Source organism: Sphingobacterium sp. Ag1, assembly GCF_000988325.1.
Classification (GTDB): Bacteria; Bacteroidota; Bacteroidia; order Sphingobacteriales; family Sphingobacteriaceae; genus Sphingobacterium.
The window spans coordinates 363,541-386,024 of record NZ_LBGU01000043.1 but is presented as its reverse complement, the minus strand read 5'-3'; the positions used below and the strand labels follow the sequence as shown (position 1 = coordinate 386,024).

Sequence of the window (22,484 nt, the reverse complement as noted above, 5' to 3'; positions counted from 1 at the left end):
TGTGATTTTACGATTACCACCAGCCGTCGTTTTGGCTCGATGTGGTTGATTCTTCTCCATCCCATTGTTGTTGTACAGTTCCATTTGCCTGGACTGAGCCAGCTGCAACACTGTACTCTAGGACGATGTTTTCTACCCTAATTTCAGGGGTCTCATAGGGCAATTTACCCTGTTCGATTCTTTGCGTTGTTTTTGTGTTCATGAGTTTAAATGAAAAAATATGATCTATGTTATTTTCGTTTCAATGGCTGGACAAAGTTGCTTTTAAATAAATAATTAGCGAAAAAACAGCCTATCACATAGGTATCACACTTTATTTTCTAAAAAACAAAACACTGATTAACAAGAATATAAACAACAAAAACACCAATTAACTTTAGGTTATATTGGATAAAAGAAAGAACGCTGATTATGAATTACGGACGAAAAAATTATTCATCTTTTGTGGATGGGCCGTTTTTAGTCTTTATGCGGATGCAGGACAAACGCAAAAGGCCAATCCTCTTGGACTGGCCTTTCAATACTTTAATTTAATTTATCCTGTTTTAGAAATTTCCTTTGTCAGCTAAAATGTCAACCACTGCCGAAGATTCTCCTATGGAATCCAACGAAGAGATTAAGTTATAACTTAAATAGAACAATTGCAAGCAGATTATAATGGTTTATAGTTTTTGGTACGTATCGTTATCCACGCAGGTCAATGTGAAATATTTTGCCACTATCTGGATAGCGCTGCAATTGCGCCTCCGTAAGGCCTTCCCTAGCGGTACTGATAAATAGGTCGGTGCCCGTGGCGCCGCCGAAACAACAGGAAGTTACATGCGGTGCGTTCACCCTTATTTTATCCAACAGTTCGCCCGTCTCCCTGTGCCACTTGCAAACCGCAAACCCGGCCCAATGCGCTACCCAAAGATGTCCATCGGGTCCTAAGCACATGCCATCAGGCATGCCCAGCTCATCGGGTACGCGTACTAATGTACTGTAGCGCTGTCCATCTCCTCCCGCCGATTCCCCTGTATTATGCCTAGCATAACGACGGATTTCGCGGGTATAAGTATCGATAAAATAAAAATAGGGGCTATCGCCGGGCCATACGATACCATTGGGAATCGTCACTGCCGGAATAACAGTCTCCAAAAGCCCGTTGCGGAAACGCATAAGCTTCCCCAGATCCGGCAAAGCTTGCATGTGCATCGTTCCGAACCAAAAATTACCCTCGGGATCTACTCCACCGTCATTGGTACGGATTTGTCCCCCCATAGAATCTAGCTCAGCTACGACCGTCAAATCTTGCGTTTCCTTTGTCCAAATGGCCAGCCCTTGCTGCATGGCCACAAGAAATTTACCCGATCCATCTGGCCAGGGTACAATTTTGCTCACATAACCTGGTAATTCCCAGTAAGCCGACTTCTTGCTTTCCAATGGATAAGTGTAAATACGCTTGCGCAAAATATCCACCCAATATAAACTGTTATCCAGCTTGCTCCAAACTATGCCCTCTCCCAGCAGACATTCGGTATGTAGTAAGACTGCTGCTTCTTTTAAATTCTTTTCCATCATCATTTTGCTTTGCCTGACCGCTCACCAATTAAATCGGCAAGCTCACATAAGGCTTTAATCCTCTTGCAATAGTGCACTTCTTCCGCCATCAATTAAATAGGTACTTCCACTTGCAAAGGACGCGTAGGTACTGGAAAGAAAAACACACCAACCACCGATCTCTTCTGTCGTACCTAATTTTTTGACAGGATGCCGATCAACCGTCTTTTGTCTTTCGGCATCAGCATCCGGAAAACTGTCAAACCATTTTTTATTACCCGGTGTATCGATAAACCCCGGTGCAAGTCCGACCGTACGGATCGCTGGTCCCCATTCGATAGCCATGGCCCTAACCAGTGAAAGGAGCGCCCCCTTGGTTACATTATAAGGAAAGCAACCTGGGATGGAAGCATAAGCATGGTTGGAGGCCATTACAATAATCACCCCCGGTGAAGCTTGAGCCAAGAGCGGTTTTAAAGCCCGTGCCAGCAACCAATGGGATGCCAGATTTAAGCTATTATTATGATTCCAATCTGCCAACGTACAATCATCCAAGCCTTTGAACACATTCTGCCCTGCATTCGATAACAGTACATCCAAACGGCCATGCTCCTCTTGAAGGAGCACAGTCAATTCCTGAATAGCAGTCTCATTGGACACGTCAGCCGAATAATAGAACGTTCGTTGCCGATAAGGTTCCATTGCAGCAAAAAAGGAAGCCACTGCCGGATCATCGACCGCCAATTCAGCACAGGCTATCACGGTCGCACCTGCCGCAGCAAATTGCAGACTCGCTCCCAGCCCAATGCCCGAAATTCCGCCTGTGATCAGGACGACCTTATCTGTTAAATCAATTGTAAATGCCATGTACTATTAAAATTACACATAAAAACCTGGCCGTGGTTCCAATATCCCGGGATGCCTGCGCATTTCTTCTTCGATCAAATCCACCCCCAATCCTGGTCTTTCGCTCAAGACCAGATGACCATTTTTCACCATATCTTTAATCGGATGATCGATGACTTCATCGCGCCAAGGCACATCATTGAACATAAATTCCTGTCGAAAGAAATTGGGCACAGAAGCACAGACATGTGCACTGGCCAATGTGGAAAGTGGTCCGTTGGGGTTGTGGGGTGCCAATAACACATTGTATGCTTCCATCATTGTTGCCATACGCTTCATTTCGGAAGGACCACCGCAACGCGTAATATCAGGCATCATAATGTCACAGATATTTTTTTCCAATACCGGTCGGATCCCATGACGGGTATAATGTCTTTCGCCCACACAGATTGACACATTGGACGGAATACGCTCCCGCATCGCACGTAGGTTGTCTGCATTTTCTGGCCCCGCAGGTTCCTCATACCAAGTAATATTCAGTTCAGAAAGACGTTGCGCCATCTGTACGGCCACACGATAATTGAGCATGGCATGTGTCTCGATCATGATATCAAAATTGGGTCCAACGCCATCACGTACCGCTTTACTCACCTCAAACGCCAGATCCTGCTGTTCGGCAGTCAAGGTCAGGTTTGCGGCCAAATCTTCCCCATACAGATAATTTGTATGCGCAAATGGATCAAACTTTAGGCCTGTAAAACCAGCTTCTTTGACTGCTTGTGCTTGTCGCGCATAATCTTCGGGATTATGCCCACCACCAGTAAACCAATAATTGGCATACAACAGGATCTCTTTACGGAATGCACCGCCCAACAGTTCATAACATGGTACACCAAGCACCTTACCTTTCAAATCCAATAGTGCCATATCAATACCAGAAATGGCGCACATGCTAGCACCATAAGGTCCAATCCAATTGAGGTCGCGGTAGAGTTTGGTCCAGATAAAATCTGTTTTCATCGGATCCAGACCAATAATACGCTGCCCCACGTGCTTGGCGGCCTCATACACAATGGGGCTGCCAGGCCAGTTGGTCGCTTCGCCTACACCCGTATGCCCCGTATCAGTGTAAATCTTGACTAAAGTCCAATTATATTTTACGCCTTCAACCAGCCAGACTTTAACATCTATAATCTTCATTGTTCTACTATTTTTAATTTATCTTAAGAATAATCTGTCCGCTTAACTTATCGCCTTTTTTTAACTTTTTGCGCCCATAGCTATGCGGCGATCCATAAAAAGGCTCCGAGCCATTATTCGAATAATCAGCTATCAACCATTGTATATGCTGATCCTGTTTCCAGGCTCTTGCATGCTGCTGTCCATTCGACAATACCTTTACCGCTGCGGCAGGGCTATGCAAACTTGCCCAGTAAATATTTCCCTTTGTCGACCTAAAGTCGTTCGAACCCAATATATTGGCATCGTCTTTCCAATCTTTCGCTTGTGGCTTACCGTGCTCTTCTACTTCATACAACGGTAGGGCATACAATACAGCCTCCCCCTCGTTGCGTCCGATATGATTGGCAGGATAAGTGGAAAATGATCCATTTCGCGACCATGCCAACTTATCGTAAGATAAAGGCAATTCTAGCATCAGACCAGCTTGATAGAGATTCATTTCCTGTCCCTGCTGATAAACCATTTCATACTCCACCCGCAATAGGCCATTTTTAAGGAAAACAAATTTTTGTTTTCCGGTGCCTTGCTGATACCGCAGGTCGAAGTGAACACTTATACTGTCGCCTGTCTGACTGGCTTCTGCAGCATCCGCAAATAAGGTATACTGCTCGTACTGTTTCAATGGCGCAATGTTATTTTGATAGGTCTCTCCCGCCACATTTGGCTTGCCCCCATCTTCCGCATTTGCTTCGATGAGCGCTAACGCCGGCCCCTTCGTCAAAATAAGCTCACCATCTTTGCGCACAGCAAGCAATTTGCCATAGGTTCGGCTGAAAGTATAATTCACATTTCCCTGCTTTACATAAATATACGCCGAATCTTGTTTGAGCTGTAATTCCGTAGCCGAAAACTTTTCCTGATTTTTGGCAACTTTCTCAAAAAGCTCATTTTCAACCTCGTTTTGCTGATTGTCCATGGCAATAATTCGCAATGAGCCATAATCCGCTTGGATCGGTAAAACGACCTCGCTACTCGTCCGCGGTCCAATCGCTGCCCTAAAAGGAACCTCCTTACCATCTACAATGGCCACAAGTTTGAGCTGATCAAGGGAAAGAAAATCGTATCTGTTTTCAATATTGACCACCACTTTACCATTCTTCAATTGCGGTGTACCGATCCTGACAGGCGAATAAGCCTTTTTCATTCCAAAATACTCTGGTTTTGGCCTACGCCATCCATCAATCGGTCCCCAAGGTCCATAACCCACGATACGTCCATCGGGCAGATGAAAGGTATCATCGATTCCACTCCATATAGCACCACCCAAGTTGGCCGAATGCTTATAGATAGCATCAACAAAAGTTACTAAGGGGGCATTATAAGCATCGCGGATACCAGGGTCGGTCAGCAATTCACGCCGGTTGTAGGTCGACAAATGGGCATATTCACCAAATAAAGTGGGCCTTTTCATGGTATCGGTAGCCGCAGGACCATCGATACCCGGATAGTGGTAATTGGCAATATCCGCTTTACTTCCGCCATTATTAAAGCCACCCCAGGTCTGATCGTGAAAACTGGTTGGACGCGTTGGATCCAAGGCCTTCACACGCGTATTGACTTCAGCCCACAGCGGGCTCCAATGCGACTCATTGCCCAGCGACCAGAATAATATCGACGGATGATTGCGGTTGCTCAGTACATTATCGATGTTTGCCCCCAACATGACGGGCAAAAAACGTTTGTCTTTGTAGTCCCATTTTCGCCAAATCGGTGATGCACCATGTTGTATCCAGCTCAAAGCCGCTTCACTCTCCACATACATTCCCAACTCGTCTGCCGCATTCAAAAATTCTTCCGATGGCGGGTAGTGCGACGTGCGGATGTAATTGACATTGGCCTGTTTAAATAAAACAACATCCTGCCGATCTATTGCCGGATCAGATGCTCGACCATTCAGCGGATGTACCGCATGTCGATTGACCCCTCTCAATTTGACGGGTTTGCCGTTTACCATCAACTGATTTTTGACGACTTCAATTTCACGAAATCCGACCTTTTGCTTGTTGGTCTGTATCGCCTTTCCATCCGCAATTAATGCCGTTTCCAACACATAGAGGTAAGGTGTCTCCGCCGACCAGTGCATCGGTTTTTTTACTGCTAATAGACTTTCGATCTGTTTATGGCTCCCCACCCCAAGCTGAATCTTGTCGGAGGATTTTTCAAGCACTGTCTTGCCGTCAGCATCTCGGAGTACGTAGTGCAATTGAACCTGCTGCTGCTGGTTTGAACTATTTTGTACCAAGCCCGCAAGTTTAAGCGCTGCATGGACATATTTTGAATCGAAATCAGTTGCAACCACCGCATCCGAAATATGCACCTTAGGCACTGTAAACAAAGTTGCTTTGCGCAAAATTCCACCCACAGTATGCACTGCGTACTGAGACACACAAGACAATATATCACTGATGGTATTGGCCTGAATTTCTACAGTCAGTTTATTTTTTCCTTTGTTGACCTTTCCAGTTAGGTCGACCTGAAAAGCTACAAATCCACCTTCATGTTCACCGACTACCTGATCGTTTACCTTGACAAGCGCATGTGAACTGACTCCGTCAAAGCGAATGTATACTGGATTGCCTTCCCAATCGTCGGGTACATCAAACAAACGCTCGTACACTGCCGTTTCACCCGCAGCGACATGCTGGCCTTGCATTTCCCATTCTCCCGGTACCTGAATGGCCACGGGCTTCGTATTGGCCGCCCTGAAGTTCCACTGTCCATTCAACAGTATCCGGCTGGTTTTACTCGTGGCCAACTGATCGGGCATGGGCGTCAAAAATGGTCCAGCCTGTTGTGCCGACAGATTTCCCAGGGACGAACAGGCCAGCAACAGCGCTAGCCAGCTTCCTTTGCTTAATTTGAATTTACATAATTCCATATTTTTCAAATGCTTCTTTGGCACCCATGCCTTCCATAACCTTATTCAATACGACTTTTTCTGCTCTCGCTTTTTCAAATGCCCGAGCGAAAACCTCCTGTTCATGTTCGCGTGGTACCACGCAGACACCATCAATATCGCCGATCAGCATATCGCCATCCTTGATCAGGACATTCCCAAAATGGATGGGAACACGCCAGTCAATAACCTTTCCTCGTGGTGCCTGATCCTGTGCATAACAGCCCATCGAGAAACAAGGAAAATCCAAAGCCAAAATCCCCACGGTATCTCTTGAGTAGCCATTGACAATCGCCCCATGTGCACCCAATGTTTTGGCCCGCGCACTCATAATCTCACCCCAAAGCGCATATTCAGGCGAAGAGCCACTGCAAATATAAATCTCGCCCGGACGTAGATCATCCAAAGCTTCAAGCATAAATCCAAATGATTTAGCCAATACAGGATTCTTCGACTGTTGTTCAGCATTTCCGCAAACATCGGCCTCCAATACCGTCATTGCCCGACCAATTAAAAACAAATCTGATTTTAACGGCCTTATATTCGGTGGCAGAAATTGATGGAACAATCCCATTTTGTCCATCACGTCCCCAATGACAGCTGTAAAAAGTTCCTTGCGGATCAGCTCAAAAAGCTCCTCATCATTTGCCCATTCCACCAGATAGTTTTCTTTCATTTTTTATATAAATTAGATCATGTTACCACAAAGTGAACCCGAACGGTGTTTGCGTCGCAGATAAATGATTTGATCAATTCAAGCCCACATCGTGATACCATTAGAATTTTAATGTGATAGATCCCTGGCAGGGTGACGCTTCCAAAGTCTTGCAATAATTGCCCCAGGCAATTTCAGGATAATCCCATTTGTTGTTTACATACAGAACCAGCTGTTCATTTTCCAGGCGATCCAAACGGCACGCATTGTCGCCCAGTGGAGAAACCACATGCATCAGGTTCTTTGCACCACTACCCAAAGAATAGTAGTATATATTTTCTTTCATGCCCTTCGCCTGCTGCGTTAGCGGATGCTGGCTACGTGCACCTTTATCGGCCCAATAGTAATAGTTGTGCGTATCCATGTACCAGGGCTGCTTAGGCTCTTGACCATACGGCGTCGTATCCATAGAAGACAAGCATGCTGTTCCTTCATTGCCCGCAAATGATTCTTGGGGATAATCGTTCCAATAACCATTTCTGCTCCAGGCAATACGATCGAGCTCGTTGCTGAGATAATACTTAAGGCCGATCTCACGCAGGTAGCCATTGGGCTCACCTTGGGTATGATATAAAGTCTTCATTTCTCCTTTACCGTCGATAGTTAGATCAAACTGAATGGATAAACTGCCATTTTTTCCCACAATCGATACCAGGGCCAAATTGTCTTTGATATGCACATCCAATTTGCTCAATTGCCAATTTCTATCTTCGAGTAGGTATTTACTTGCACTTTTGCGTACTTCTGCACCAGTCAGGTGATTGAGGTTGATGTCCATATTTAAGAAAGGACCTTTTTGAATCACTACCTTACCACCAATTGTTGCATTTTCAATCAGGCCTGTTGCTTTCGAAATCGGAAAGGTGAAGTTTTTTCCCCTGATCAGATAACGACCAGACTCTTCAACAAGCTGAATATCTCCATTCTGAGTCGATTCAGGCATTTTAACCGGATGCTCACCCAAGAAATAACGATAGCTATCCAGCATCAACCCTTTGCCATCCACAAAGCGCAAAGCCAGTTGCTCCCCCTGCTGCCAGGCTAAACCAGGCAGTTGAATATAGCCTTTCTGATGCGGTGCGATGTCGGGTAATCCTAAGGTGTAGGTCTTTCCGTCATAGGTGTACTGCAGTTTAATTTCCTGGAGCGAAGTATGATCAAATCGATTATATACGGGGATCGTTAGCGGCTGAAAGCGGGCAAAATCAGGTATAATCTTTCCTTTCAAGGTGATCAATACAGGAGACTGTGCTTTTTTTGTTGACCAAAATTCAGGTTTCTTGCGTCGCCAAACATCGACGATCCCCCACTCACCGTAGCCTATCGCCTGCCCCTGAAAATCTTCGGGTTTGGCGGTATGGGCAAATTCCTTCCAAAAAGCAGTTCCTTTCTTGAGCTGTTGTGGAATCATAAATACTTCGTCCACATAGCCCCATATTGCACCGCCAAGGCCGCCCTGCTTTGGAAACAACCCACCCCACATCATGTCCATGGAGATTCCCCAAAATTCACGGATATTCGGATCATCCTGTAAAGTTTTATAGGTATAACAGGCTGGATGAGCCCATTCATCAAATAAAGCCGGAATGCCATGGCCCTCAAAGTTACGCGTGGTCTTGCCATACTGTGTCAAGTTGCCATACACGTCCTGATAATGCATACTCAGGATTTCATAAATCTTAGGTTCGGTAGTTTGCGAGCCCGGATAACTCCAAATAATAGGTCTTGTCGGATCTGCACGCTTCACAAAGTCATGACTTTGCTTAAAGTTGTCGCCGTAGATCGACTCATTACCAATGGACCAGAAAAGTACAGCCGGATGGCTTTTAAAAGTATTAACCATCTCGCGCGATTGGCTCAGGTATTGGTCCGTCTTTTTCGGATCATTTTGTGAAGCGCCAGGTGCATAATTTTTTTGCCTGTAGGTATCCACAAAACAGATTGCGGTCTCCACTTCAACATAGATACCATATTGATTACAATATTCAACGAAACGCTCCGTCGGCGGATAATGCGAAGTACGAATGAAATTGATATTTGCTTCTTTAAACAATTGAACATCCAGGCTATCGTAATAGGCCGAAGCACTGCGTCCTAAGGTCGGGTGCATATCGTGCCGATTGGCGCCACGTAGCTTGACAGGTTTGCCGTTTACCATCAGCTGGTCTTTCACCACTTTTACTTCACGGAAACCGACCGATTTATGAAAGGCATACGTAGCCTTCCCCTGCTCTTTCACTTCCACATCCAACCGATAAAGATTGGGATGTTCGGCATCCCATTTTAGCGGTGCAGCTACACGGAATACATGGCTGTTAGCACCATCTACAATTGGTCTTTCAGGATGTTCCAAGACAATACTTTTGCCGTTCGGATCAGTCAATGTATACCTAATCGTAGCTCCTTTGGCTAGAAAACCGTCAAAATCCAATTTTAGCTGAGCGTCCGTATACGACGCATCAAAGGCCGTTTCGAGATTAAAGTCGGTCAGCGAATGTGCAGCTGTTGCAAATAAGGTGACATCCCGCAAGATTCCACCTATCGGATGATGTGCATAGCCCGATGCGTACGAAATATCATCCAGCTGATCCTGTACCTCCAGTTCGATTTCATTTTGCTTTCCAAAAATCACATAGGGCGTAATATCTACTTCCCAACGCGTAAATCCACCTTGATGGCTCGTAACCGCTTTACCATTGATGCTAAGTTTGGCAAAGCTATACACACCGTCAAAACGGATGATTGTCTTTTTGCCTTTATACTGGCTGGGCACCAAAAATTTACGGCTATAAAAAAAAGAATTGTCGTGTTGAATACCATAGCCCTGCATCACAGCTTCCCCGGGAACCTGAATAGTTTCCCAGGCCGAACTGCGATCAAATTTGAAATTCCATCGGCTATTTAAGGATTGTACAGAAGCTTTCAGCCCAGTCACTTTGTCCGGCAACTGATAAGCTGCCTGCTGCGCCATTGCTAAACTCCCCATTACCCACAACAAGGCCAACAACAGCAATTTTTTTAGTTTTTTCATATCATAACAGGTTGTAATTACCCCAATTAGAACGCCATACTACGATGTTACATTCTTTGTCAAAGATAGCTGCTCCCGCACGGCAATACTACAACTGGTTATACAAAAACTAAAACTATTTACACCCTAATAACAACCATTAAAATATTATTAAGTGAATATTGTTTGATATACCAGCAAATACTGTATTTTTGTAGCAACCAATGTAGCTATGTATGAACAAATTATCCAAACCCCAATTTATTGAGCTTACTCCACCGAGCGAAAAGACAATCCATGTCAAATTGGTCGATCAGGAATTTTTGAGCAATCCGTTGCACTTTCACGAGCTCTGTGAGCTGGTGCTGATCGTGGAAAGTTTCGGCAAGCGCATTGTGGGCAACAATGTAGCGACCTTTACAGAAGGAGACCTGGTCTTGATGGGTCCCAATATTCCCCATATCTGGCGCAACGACAATTTATTTCTACAGCAGGATAATGATTTGCGTGCCCGCGCCATCGTTGTCTATTTTCCGGCAGATTTCTTACTTCGTCTGACCGACGAACATCAAACCATCCAGGCCATGCAGCAATTTATCCGCAAGGCGCAGCGCGGACTTCGTTTTTATGGCGAAACACGCGACAAGGCACAACGCTTAATGGAAAAACTCAGTGATAAACAAGGATTTTCGAAAATAATCGAATTCCTCAACCTAATTCAGTTGCTACAGGAAACAGCCGAATTTGAAAATTTGGCTTCCGACGGTTATCGCCCCACTTTCAGTGAGCAGGAGACCCAGCGCATCAATAAGGTTTACCTCTACGTGATGAGCAACTTTAAGGAGGAGGTTAATCTACAAGTTGCCAGCGACATGCTCAATATGACACCCAACGCTTTCTGTCGCTTTTTTAAACGGCATACCCAGAAACCCTTTTCTCGTTTTGTCAATGAAATGCGCATTGGTCATGCCTGTAAACTGCTGATGGATCGGACACTGAGCATATCGGAGATTTGCTACGAATGTGGTTATCAAAATCTGACCAACTTCAATAAGTTTTTTAAATCCATTATGAACAAAACACCACGCGAGTTTCGTAAAGAGATGGATCTGTAGCCACAACTAACAAGGAGGGCTGTACAAAAGTACAGCCCTCTCCCACCAATTTACTGAAACTAACACCTATTTAAAAACCTTTTATTGTTTTCAGCGTATAATCTTGGGCGTCACCATTCGCTGCTGTAACCCGATACATTCTATCCTGTGAAAAATTGCCTGGCTTACCCAATACTGGAGCTCCATTGAGCGGCGAAACCACCGAAACATCCGACACGGTGATCGTAACCCACAGATTAGCAAGTTGATCTTTTTGAATTCGTTTTTTAAACTCATCGAATAACATCTGCTTGGTGACGGATCCCGAAGGCCCTGCCTTCTTAACAGAATTGATATCGTACGAAATCGTAGACGTATATCCTTTTTGTCCATTTGTATCAAAAGCTACCGCCGTATTCTTAAAAACGACCTCACAGACCCGATCAGGCTCAATCTCCTGCATGGGAGTTCCTTTCTGTATGGTATCATTATATAGAAAGCGGTATGAATAACTTACTGCAGTCAATTTGTTGTCCGGCGAATTTGGCAGTTCTTCATAGCCCTTTTTTAAACAACTTCCCATCGCCATGAGCGTCAGTGCGCCGAGTAAAATACGCCCTATTTTGTAATTTATTTTATGCATAATCAATTTCATTATATCTGTATACCAGTTTTTATTCCCATCCCGGATTTTGCTTCACACCCGATTTCAAGCGGAATGTTTCGTTGATTGGCATCGAGTACCTTTTGGCAGAGAATCGAGCTTCCCCAACGACATTATTGTCTTCAAAAAAAGAATAGGATTTACCATCTCTCGAAATTCGAATACCCCGTAAAGCGCCCTGCAATTCAGGGATGACAAATCCCGAACCTACATAAGCTCCATCACGCAGACCACCCGACGTGCGCATTCCCCAACGCAACAGCGACCAATACCGATCGTTATTTTCGTAAACCATCTCCACATTGCGTTCTCTTTTATAGGCTTCAAAAAGCGAATTTCCCCAGCTGTTGCCCGAAAGTGTATTTAAATACTGATTGACACTACTTTCAGAAAAACCACCATGCCGTACCATGGTTGGCAGCATGTATTTTTTTGCATTGGCAAAGTCCCCTTTCATGAGATAAGCTTCGGCCATATTGAGATAAGCCTCACCATAACGGAGCACTGAAAATACATAGTCCAATTTTTGGTCAGATGGTGAAGGTAAGCTCACTATATTATCGTAAAAATACTTGATCATCGCATAACCCGTACTGGAATTATAATTTTCGGTATTTCCGGACTGGTATCCATATTCTTGTACCGAACCTTCATTAATTTTGCTATTGGCATTGCTCACATTTCCGTCCCTTCTAAAAAACACACGTACCTGATTGTTGAAATACATACAGCTATCATAGAGTATCGTTGCATAAAAGCGTTGGTCTCTTTTCTTCGTGTTGGAGAAATACATTTTCTCGTCTACATTTTTACCTGTCGTTACATAACTGGCATTATTCCATGATTTCAACTGTCCATCTACATCCGAGACCAGATAGTCATCGACCAGGTCCTGCGTTGGCCATGAACCGCCATCCATCCCCCAAAAGTTCATCGTGACATTGATTGGAAAGTTAGCTTTGGCATAAGCCGAAAACTTACCCGTGGACCAAAGCCCCTGATATTGCATAGGCACATCATAGAGAGAGGTATTTGTTTTGTTACGATCTCGGGTCAGGATAAACTCGGTGGCCGTAACTGCAGTTTCATAGGATCGAAACATGTTGTAGTAAGGACTTAGTTGCGTCCCGCTATTGCTGAGCCCCAATGCCTCTCCCGACTGGATCACTTTGTCATAATACCCGCTATTTGCTGCCCCTCCATCTACATAGGCAGCAGCCTGCAAGCCTACCCGCATGATCAGGGCATTTGCAGCCTTGGCAGTAGCTCGTCCCCTTTCGGCTGTTGCCGGAAGAGCCGCCGCTGCTTTTTGAAGATCAGCCAGCATAAAATCGTACGTTTCCTTGGCTGAACTTCTCGGAATCTGAAGATCATCATCCAGTGTCAACACTTTGTCAATCAGTTGCAGCCCGCCATACAGTTTAGCATACACAAAGTAGTGCGCAGCTCTTAAAAAATATAATTCCCCTAAACTTCTATTTTTAAATTCACTCGAGAAAGTCGTGCTTGTTTCAATATTTGCTATTGCCGAATTGATACGCCACAAAAGTGAATAATTTAACCAGCCATAATTATCTGATTTTAGCATGAGTTCGGCTCTTTCTTTTGTCCAAAAGGCACCGTTTAGCGTACCCACCATCACATTTTTAGTGGTCCCTTCCGACCTTGCCGAATAAGGATGTGCATAGCCCGACATCCAGGCATCGGTTCCCAATACGTCAGCATATACCTGATAAATATAAGCTGTTGTCAAATTTTCACTATTCCAGGTCTGCTCACCAGTAATCTTATCGTATGGTGTCGTTTCCAAAAACTCTTTACAGGAAGAGAAGAACATCACCGTCATGCCCAGCATCCCTATTATCAAACGTTTTTTCATAAATTTTCTTTGTTAATTAAAATCCCAATAAAAATCCCGCGGAGTAAGTTCGCATCATTGGATATGCGTAACCATCAAAAGTGTTGGATTCGGGATCACCATATTTGACTGATGGACCAAATGCCAACAAGTTTACACCCGAGACAAAAAGGGTCAAGTTGTTCATCCATTGCTGTGACTTCATGATCGAATGTTTGAAATCATAGGATAGTGTTAAAGATTTCAATCGAACATAATAGGTATTGCGGGCCCAGAAGTCTGAGGACGAATAGTTATTGTTATTGTTCAAACTCGCGTTGCCGGGTCTTGGCATCGTCGCATTCGGATTAGATGGCGACCAATTATCGTTCTGAAACTGAAAGTCCAGGCGTCGTTCGCCTTCGGAACCCATGGCCACATTGGAGAAGTAATTTTGTTTCATCCCTGTTCCCTGAATGGTAGATTGCACACTGAAGCCTTTGTAACTTGCGCCCATATCTACTCCGTAAACGAAAGTGGGACTCGAATTATGTCCATAACGCACCTGATCCTGCCCATCAATCTTACCATCTCCATTGACATCTTGGTACCAGAGATCCCCAGGCCTAAGATCGGTAGAAGTTTCGCGTTTGGGATTATTCAGAATATCCTGTGGATTCGTATAGAACTGCGCCCCCACATAACCAGTACCCACGTAGCCATAGTAATTACCCTGTTGACGAATCCGCGGATTAGCCAAAGTGACACTGTCCTCATTAGTTTTAAAGGCAAACGATTTATAATAGGTAAAGTTAAATCCAGCATTGAAATCGACGTTGCCAATCTTGTCTTTGTATTTGATAAAACCATCAAGTCCTTCTTTCCGGTCTTCGGCATCGGTCACCACCAGCGGAAGTGTATACCCGATTGGATCTGTATAGCGATAGGAATTATCGGCGGCGAGATAACCTTTGGTCTTTTCAAAGAAATAGTCCAATGCACCATCAACTTTATTTCCAAATAGGGCAAAATCTGCTCCTATATTGTATTTCGAACGCGTATACCAAGTCATATTTATACTTGGCTGTGCACCAGGAGTAACTGTATTGACCAACTTCCCATCCACCACATAACCATTTGTATTGTAGTTGTAGGTGGCGAGATAAGCATATGCCCAGTGATCCGCATCATTGAGACCAATTTGCCCGTAAGAGCCCCTCAGCTTCAAATAAGTCAAGACATTTTTGGCCTTTATATCTTTGAAGAAGTTTTCCTCAGACAGCGCCCAACCAGCAGAAAATGAAGGGAAGAAACCCCATCTTTTGGTCGATATAAAATTGTCGGAACCGTCATAACGTCCGGCAAAATCAAAAATATAACGCTGTTTATAATCATAGTGAAACTTACCCACATAACCCATCCACGCCTGTTTGCCTTCGGTATTGCTCGCTGTGATCAACTCTGCATCACCTTTTTGGATCTGCTTGATCGCTGTCGTGTAAAAGCCCCGGGAGCCCGCATTCAGGGCATTACTATAATACTGACGCATGTTTTGAACCAGGGTTGCTTCCACATTGTGACCATCACCAAATGTCCGCCGATAATCGGCTCTGAAATTGACGTCAAAGTTCTGGGTCATGTAAGAAGAACGTCCGACACTAATATTTGTAGGATCTTCTTTTGTGGCATTCCCCTGTTCATCGTAATAGGTAGCCGTTTCGACCCAGTCTACACGATCCTGAGATTCGATGTTAAAATTCCCATTAAATCCGAGGCTCAATCCTTCGACCCATGGGACGTTCCAGTTGAGTGCCCCCGATAGTTGATTATACACCGTCTTTAACTTGATATAACCGGGGCTCAACAGTGCCAAAGCTGGATTGTCAAACTGGTTGGATATCTGGCCGCTGGATGTAAAAGGTTTTTCAAAAGGATTACGATCACGTAGCCTACTATAGATTGTATAGGCACTTGCCGGGGGATAATCCTCATTTCGGATGTATCCATTGACATTGAAATCGAGTTTCAGTCCGATTTTATCGAAGTTGCTCGACACATTACTCCGATAAGTATACCGGTGATAATTTAGTGATTTGGCTTTATAAATACCCTCTTGACTAAAGGCGTTGAGGCTACCAAAGAAACGCAGTTTTTCACTACCCCCGTTCAGCGAAAGCGTATGGTCTTGTTGCGGCACAAACCTACGCGTCAACTCTTTTTCCCAGTTGGTAAAGTTACTGAGATTGTTTTTGATATCCTCCATTTCTTCCGTCGTCTTGAAGGAGTTAATTCCCATTCCCAAAGCCTGATTCAGGTTGTTGATCGCTGTGGCATATTGATAGGCATCCATGCGTTTGGTTTGGTAGGAAGGGGTATTAAAGCCAAAGTTTGCCTGATAGTTGACATTGAGTTTACCCGAATCGCCCTGTTTGGTGGTAATCAGCACAACCCCATTTCCGGCATTCATCCCATACACTGCTGTTGAGGCCGCATCTTTCAAAATCGTCATCGATTTGATATCCGCTTTATTGAGGCTAAAAAACTGCTGTTGTGTAGAGATAAATCCATCAATTACATAAAGCGGTGTGCCATTGCCACGAATGGAAATACTAGCACCATTTTGCCCCGGTTCGGCCGAGCCTTGCTGCACAATCACTCCGGGAATTCTTCCCTGCAAAGCCGATCCCATGTCTCCAAAGGGCAAATTTTCAATTGTTTTCGCATCAAAAGAAGCGATGGCAGTAGAGTTTTTCTTCACACTGGTCGTACCAAAACCAACCACAACAACCTGATCCAAGGCAATATCATTATCATCCAGGACAATTTCTACGTTCTTTTGGGCACCTTGAACAGGGATTTCCTGATTTCTATAATTTACATGGCGAACAATCAAGGTCGAGCGGTCAGCTACACGGATGGAAAAGTGGCCTTCATCGTCAGTTTTTGTTCCGATTTTACTATCCTCTTTAGACAATATCGTTACACCAGACAGTCGTTCGCCTTTTTTATTCCGCACGGTGCCTTCGATCAGGACCGCTTGTGCCTTACTGTTCAATCCGCCTTTATAAGACCATTGGATGGCAAATATTTTTTCACTTTCGGGCCGTCCCTTGGCAAATGAATCCTGTCCATGGCAAATAGACATGACAAGTATCCCTACGCTCATTCCAGCCTTCAACAGGTCAAAATTGCCCATACGATCCCTAGGCTTTTTATTGGTCAACAGTTCTTTCATAAATAATAATAAGTTAGTTTATAATTCAGCATCGGTAAACGACGGCACCATGGATTCGCTTCGGTTTACAGCGCTATTATTAACCAAAATTATTACAGATTGAATGGAGAAACTAAAACTTGAAAATCAATTATTAAAACTATTTTACCCCATTTAAGACTCAGTTATTCAATAAAATACGAAATCAAAAGGCCACATCAACAGGATATTGATGTGGCCTTTTGATTAGCTAAAGACAGCAGTAACTCTCGTCCCTATTTGCTATTCGCTTTCAGTATAAATTTATGAACATCGATTTATCCCAAATTTAATTTTAATGAGACAAATGTCGCTCTGAAATGCGCCAATATTTACTACATTTAAGGTATACTTTACACCGCAATCAAACACAACATGAAAACACTCGTAACACTTATTTTGGTCCTTTGTTCCTTTGCAGGATATAGCCAGACCGCCAAAGAACTTATCGGGAAATGGAAATTAGTCAAACAGACAAACGTCGATGGCGTTGTGTCTACACCGAAGGACACTTATCAGGTGTTTATGGAGGATGGAAAATTTCAGGGTATCCACAATGGTGATTCCCGTAATGGAAAATGGAAACTTTCCGAAGACAATAAAATACTTACCGTTAAAATAAGCATCATCTCCATCAAATTTAAGGTAGAATCCTTTGACGACAAGAAACGTGTCATCAGCAGCGATAAAACCGGTACGCTGGAATATGAAAAAGTGCAGGAATAACAGCTTAAAATAATTCCTATCGGGAGCAATGCATTGAAAAGCCCGGCATGGATTTCCATGACCGGGCTTTTGTCTACTTTATCCTGAGCCATCGTCCATTCAACTACGCCTGTATAGGCATGACGGCTATTTTTTTGCACCCTAAATCAAGCATAGCTCCAGGTCCAAGGCGATTGACTCGATCATTATGGTGTAAAAAAATCAAGCTCTGCTATGGCCAGTGACTGCGACTTCCCGGCAATGACCGTCGATTCTACCTTGACAAAGCGTGCATTTTTTGCATTTTTTAAGCGATAGGTACGCGTCGAGGGATCATTAATTAAATTGCCAAACTCAAAGCTGCCCGCATCTTCCCAATGCGTACCATCCAGACTTACTGAAAGCTTACCTGATTGCATCATGCCTTCCGCATTTTTACGCTGTGGGCTGTAGCTGAATGCAGCGATTGAATACGCTGTCCCCATATCGATGACCAGCTCCTGCACCGGGCCAGTGGCTTTCGATTGCCAGTATGAATCGGCCCGCTCGTCAAAAGCTTCACGTCCATTTTTTCCATCGAGGGTACTGCTTGCAGCGACCAGATTCCAGCCGTGTTTAGGAATTCCCATTTCTTTCTGTGCTATGGCCCCTTTTGCGCCATCCATGTCAATTGCGATCGCTTTAATGTGTTTACCTTTACTTTCAAATGCACCGCTGTATTTCCGGGACGCTGCTGAAGGCATTGTACCATCTTCGGTGTAATAGATTTCAAAAGCGTTATTGAGATTTTTGAGAATATCCTCATGATGTGGTTTCCAGCCAAATTCGCTTTTTGCGGGATAAATGCTGATTTTACCCTCCATATCCCGAGCGATATCCAATTGCGGTGGTCGTGTAGGTACATAGTAAGCACCAAGACTAGCCAGCACCGGTGTTGCACGACTTGCCAATACGCGTAATCGAATGCGGTCTGTTTCTTGTGCCGGGAAGCGCAAAATGCGTTTGTACCCTACATTAGTAGCAACTGCAACCTGATGCCATTTTCCGTCTTTCCAGATGTCAAGCGCATGCTGTTCAATACGTTCACCACTGCTGTGCACCGCTTCCTGAATCACCAAGCGGTTCAATTTAACTGGATGTGGAAAAGAAACGATCAGCTCACCTGTTTCGGCAGGAAATGCTTTATTCGTTTTATCATTATTGTCCAACAAGGATTTGTCCAGATTACTTCCGGTCAGCAGATTGTTTTTATAGCCCACTTCAATCCGCTCGCCAACAGCATGAAGCACATTTACATCTTCATCGGAGAAACGCCCCTCTCGATTGGGTGGAATATTTAAAAGGAATGTGGAATTACCGCCAACTGAACGTTCGTAAATATCGAAAACATCGTCTGCCGATCGCACTTTTTGATACACATCATCGCGGTAAAACCAGCCTTCCCGTATCGATGTATTGGTTTCGGCCTGCTGATAATGAAGAAATTTTGCGCTATATAACTTTTCCCTACTGCCCAGATCCCCATCCGTCAGATCACGGAAACCTTCCATCTGGACAGGATCCGCATCAAATGGGATCACATTCCACTCAGTGCTGCGTGTCTTGCCAGCCTCATTCCCACACCAGCGAATGTCCTCCTTACCAAAAACGACCGCTTTCGGCGCCAAATTGGAAATTAAATCCCGCCAGGCTGCGTAGTTATATTTCTGTCCACCTTTTGTTTTTGGATGTGCGCCATCAAACCATACTTCATGGATCGGGCCATATTCAGTCAGTAATTCAAAAAGCTGATTCAGAAAATAAGCATTATAATCGTCTACTTTATAGTGGAAAGTACGCTTATCTTTAAAGGGCCTTCCCGACACCTTTTCCGGTATCGTACGTTCTGTATAAACACTTTGATTCCCATAGAGCCCTTGCTCATTTTCAATCTGATAAAGATCTGCCGGAGAAAGATAAACTCCCAATTTGAGTCCATATTTTTTACAGGATTTTGAAAGATCTCTTAAAATATCGCCCTGTCCCTGCTGAAATCCCGTCGACATAATACCATGTTTTGTGTAGCGACTTTGCCAAAGGACGAAGCCATCGTGATGTTTGGCCGTAAAGATCACCTTTTTCATCCCGGCAGCTTTCATTGCAGCACACCACTGGTCGGTATCGAGATGCTTGAGGTCGAATATTTTTGGATCTTCTGTTCCGCTGCCCCATTCCATTCTGGTAAATGTATTGGGACCAAAGTGTATAAATGCGATGAATTCATCCTTTAAGGCCTCATACTGCTTGTCAGTCGGTATAATATGGACTGCCTTGGCAAGAATGTCTTTCTTACTATCCTGTGCATCAATAGCGTAGGTATTCTTAAATACCAGTGCATTGGATTTCATTTGCTTCTGCGCATAGATAGGTGTAAAAAAACTACTCACACATAACGCAAACATCAATTTCCTTTCCATAATTCGTTACTATTCTAAAAAAGTTCACTCTAAACTGGGCAATGCCTCCCGGAAACAAATATATCAAACAGACTAATGTCACAAAGAGCACCATATGTTTAATTTTAGTAAACTTTTGTTTACAAATATATTAATCGGCGTAAAAATAGAAGATTTAAAAAAAAGCAAAAAGAAGATTATCGACCAATCATTGTACATTATCGACTTAAAATACAGCAAATCACCGATAAGTTACCGAAAAACAGGTCTCCAACGGCACATCGGATATCAGCTTTCCACAGTTGCCACTTTTTTATACAGATTCGGAGTCGAATACACCGCATGTACACCTTCTTCCTTAGTTGTTTAGGGCCTTTTCTATCCAGGACTTGGCGACCACAGCCTGATTCTCCGGAGCCGTGGAACGGTCGGATAAGTTACCTGTTTTATCGAAAACGAGGTAACTTGGGATAGCGTTATTAAACTGTTTGATGATTGTTGCAAATTGTTTTTTATAGAGGTAATAGTGATCGCCTTTGAGCAGATCTGTAAATTCCTGAAATTTTTTGCGATCAGAGCTTTCATCCGTCACATATACAAATACGACATCATCCCGATTGCTATACTGATTCTTGACCTTTTCCATTTCTGAAAAAGATGCGATGCAGGGGCCACACCAGGTCGCCCAAAGATCGATCACAACGACTTTTCCCCGATAGGGCTTGATCAGTTCTTCAAGGACATCTTCCTTATCGGCGGCAAAAGGAAACATAGAGACCTTTGCCATGGACCTTTGTTTTCGGAGTGCATTTTGCTCATCCTGATAAAGAAGGTATTCGACCAGATCTTTTATGGTAAAACTATGTGTAATGTCGTACTTATTTTGCGCACTTAATTGATAGCCACCAGTCATTTTTTGGACAAAAGCACTGGCTGTGGCCATCTCATAAAACAGCGTTCCATCCTGTTTAAATATGGGGGCCAGGTGCTGTTGCAGCTGCTCTCTGAAAGCTATGGGGCCAACCTCGGTAATATCCGGAAGATGCAACAGAGAGTCCTGCAGTATGGCCGCCTGAATGGCAGCATAAGCAGCAGAAAATAGACTCAGGGTATCCTGATATCTGGGGCTAAGGATTTCCTTGTAAAACGAAATATCCCGCTTCGGCACCAATGGAAACTGCGTAGAATCCAGTCCTGCCTTTTTATTGTGCTCGTAAATATCCGCATAATTTAAAAGAAAACTTGGTATCCGAAAACCTTCGACAATTTTGGTATAGTATTCCCTCAGAAATCCTGAAGTTGAGTCTGGAATCAGCTTTTTGGTCATTTCGTCTACCTTACCCAACTGATATATCATAAAATCATTCGCCGATTTAAAGGGTATTTTTTCATTTTTTTTATCCGCGGGATAGCGAAACAGGCCCATCAGCAATTTCTCCTGCTTCGCCGAATTGTCGAAAACCTGCTTAAACGGTCCCTGGTAATGCAAGCTGCTGCTTCCGTCATTCGACATCGCAACAGTTAATGTGCCCACTTGCTTTGGTACAAGCAAAAAAGCGAGGTATTGGCCATTTAGCCTTAAATAAACCGACGAAGGGCCAAAGGAATAGGCCGATGCCATCCATGTAGAATCATTTACTTGTGTAAATGGCAGTGGCTTATCCTGCTGGAAAGGATTACTCATAAAAGGAATGCTCAAGTCAAGTTCTTTTACATTCGTATTACCCTTTAGCTTAATAACCAAAGATACAAAGCCGCTCGATAGCGATTGTCCCTGTGCAAAAGTATAACTCAGCAATACAAGGCACAATACGATGACAAGATTAATTTTTTTGAGCATAAATCAGTATTTATAACGTACATCAGGTTTTTTATCTTTAAATTTAAATAATTTTTATAAATTATCAAATAGGATTATTTTATACGGGGATATTCAGTCGACGGAAACCAGTGACCGTTGGAGGACTTAAAACCATCTGCTGATTAAAAATTTAGGCGAGACAGCTCTTGGATGATCAGACAATAGCCGCCAACATAAAAAGGCTAGGTCAACCACGAACCTAGCCTTTACAAAAAACAATCCTTTAACCTCTGTTTATTTAACTAATTAATACATTTCCGATCAAAGAACAGTATCAGCGGAAAATCGTTTAAATTATTTTTCTTTTTTCTAAAGGCTGACCAAAAGCTGCGAAAGGAGTCCGGTCATCCACCACCAATCCACCCGAATCAATTCTGCTTCTCTTCC

Annotated in this window: 14 protein-coding genes; 2 read left to right on the top strand and 12 right to left on the bottom strand. The window is 43.8% G+C overall.

Annotated features, from left to right (window positions below):
• Nucleotides 1-13: 13 nt before the first annotated feature.
• The 7 genes from AAW12_RS19195 to AAW12_RS19160 all read right to left on the bottom strand — a co-directional run bounded on the left by AAW12_RS19195 (nt 14) and on the right by AAW12_RS19160 (nt 10,269).
• Nucleotides 14-202 carry a hypothetical protein gene (locus AAW12_RS19195; RefSeq protein WP_046675232.1) on the bottom strand — a complete coding sequence of 63 codons (189 nt, stop codon included), beginning with the start codon at nt 200-202 and terminating at the stop codon, nt 14-16.
• 482 nt (nt 203-684) lie between these two features.
• A complete protein-coding gene (locus AAW12_RS19185; protein WP_197084098.1) occupies nt 685-1,557 on the bottom strand; it encodes an SMP-30/gluconolactonase/LRE family protein in 873 nt (290 codons plus the stop codon).
• 57 nt (nt 1,558-1,614) lie between these two features.
• Nucleotides 1,615-2,406 (bottom strand): SDR family NAD(P)-dependent oxidoreductase, encoded by a 792-nt coding sequence (locus AAW12_RS19180; protein ID WP_046675229.1) that lies wholly within the window; start codon nt 2,404-2,406, stop codon nt 1,615-1,617.
• A gap of 12 nt (nt 2,407-2,418) precedes the next feature.
• On the bottom strand, nt 2,419-3,585 hold the full coding sequence (locus AAW12_RS19175) for a mandelate racemase/muconate lactonizing enzyme family protein (RefSeq protein WP_046675228.1): 1,167 nt from the start codon (nt 3,583-3,585) through the stop codon (nt 2,419-2,421).
• A 13-nt stretch (nt 3,586-3,598) separates the two neighbouring features.
• On the bottom strand, nt 3,599-6,505 hold the full coding sequence (locus AAW12_RS19170) for a glycoside hydrolase family 2 TIM barrel-domain containing protein (protein ID WP_046675227.1): 2,907 nt from the start codon (nt 6,503-6,505) through the stop codon (nt 3,599-3,601).
• Nucleotides 6,492-7,199 (bottom strand): RraA family protein, encoded by a 708-nt coding sequence (locus AAW12_RS19165; RefSeq protein ID WP_197084097.1) that lies wholly within the window; start codon nt 7,197-7,199, stop codon nt 6,492-6,494. The genes AAW12_RS19170 and AAW12_RS19165 overlap by 14 nt, the downstream gene beginning before the upstream one ends.
• 100 nt (nt 7,200-7,299) lie before the next feature.
• Complete coding sequence (locus AAW12_RS19160) at nt 7,300-10,269, bottom strand: glycoside hydrolase family 2 protein (protein WP_046675226.1); 2,970 nt, start codon at nt 10,267-10,269, stop codon at nt 7,300-7,302.
• Between the two features lie 215 nt (nt 10,270-10,484).
• Here AAW12_RS19160 and AAW12_RS19155 point away from each other — a divergent pair, with 215 nt between their 5' ends.
• Nucleotides 10,485-11,363, top strand: coding sequence for an AraC family transcriptional regulator (locus tag AAW12_RS19155; RefSeq protein WP_046675225.1), 879 nt, complete (start codon nt 10,485-10,487; stop codon nt 11,361-11,363).
• A 70-nt stretch (nt 11,364-11,433) separates the two neighbouring features.
• Here the strand turns inward: AAW12_RS19155 and AAW12_RS19150 are convergent, their stop codons facing one another.
• The 3 genes from AAW12_RS19150 to AAW12_RS19140 are packed head-to-tail and all read right to left on the bottom strand — an operon-like array spanning nt 11,434 to nt 17,078.
• Nucleotides 11,434-11,985, bottom strand: coding sequence for a DUF5018-related domain-containing protein (locus AAW12_RS19150; protein WP_046675224.1), 552 nt, complete (start codon nt 11,983-11,985; stop codon nt 11,434-11,436).
• 31 nt (nt 11,986-12,016) lie between these two features.
• Entirely contained in the window at nt 12,017-13,885 is a 1,869-nt protein-coding gene (locus AAW12_RS19145) for a RagB/SusD family nutrient uptake outer membrane protein (protein WP_046675223.1), read from the bottom strand.
• Between the two features lie 16 nt (nt 13,886-13,901).
• Nucleotides 13,902-17,078 (bottom strand): SusC/RagA family TonB-linked outer membrane protein, encoded by a 3,177-nt coding sequence (locus tag AAW12_RS19140; protein ID WP_197084096.1) that lies wholly within the window; start codon nt 17,076-17,078, stop codon nt 13,902-13,904.
• A 393-nt stretch (nt 17,079-17,471) separates the two neighbouring features.
• On the opposite strand from AAW12_RS19140, the gene AAW12_RS19135 reads away from it, so the two are divergent.
• The gene (locus AAW12_RS19135) at nt 17,472-17,822 is read left to right on the top strand and encodes a lipocalin-like domain-containing protein (RefSeq protein ID WP_046675222.1); all 351 of its coding nucleotides are present in this window, start codon (nt 17,472-17,474) and stop codon (nt 17,820-17,822) included.
• Nucleotides 17,823-18,007: 185 nt separating this feature from the next.
• Here AAW12_RS19135 and AAW12_RS19130 read toward each other — a convergent pair whose 3' ends face one another.
• Both AAW12_RS19130 and AAW12_RS19125 read right to left on the bottom strand, forming a co-directional pair.
• Nucleotides 18,008-20,257, bottom strand: a complete 2,250-nt coding sequence (locus AAW12_RS19130) for an alpha-L-fucosidase (RefSeq protein ID WP_053003824.1) — start codon at nt 20,255-20,257, stop codon at nt 18,008-18,010.
• A 337-nt stretch (nt 20,258-20,594) separates the two neighbouring features.
• Nucleotides 20,595-22,076 (bottom strand): TlpA family protein disulfide reductase, encoded by a 1,482-nt coding sequence (locus AAW12_RS19125; RefSeq protein ID WP_046675221.1) that lies wholly within the window; start codon nt 22,074-22,076, stop codon nt 20,595-20,597.
• Nucleotides 22,077-22,484 lie beyond the last annotated feature (408 nt).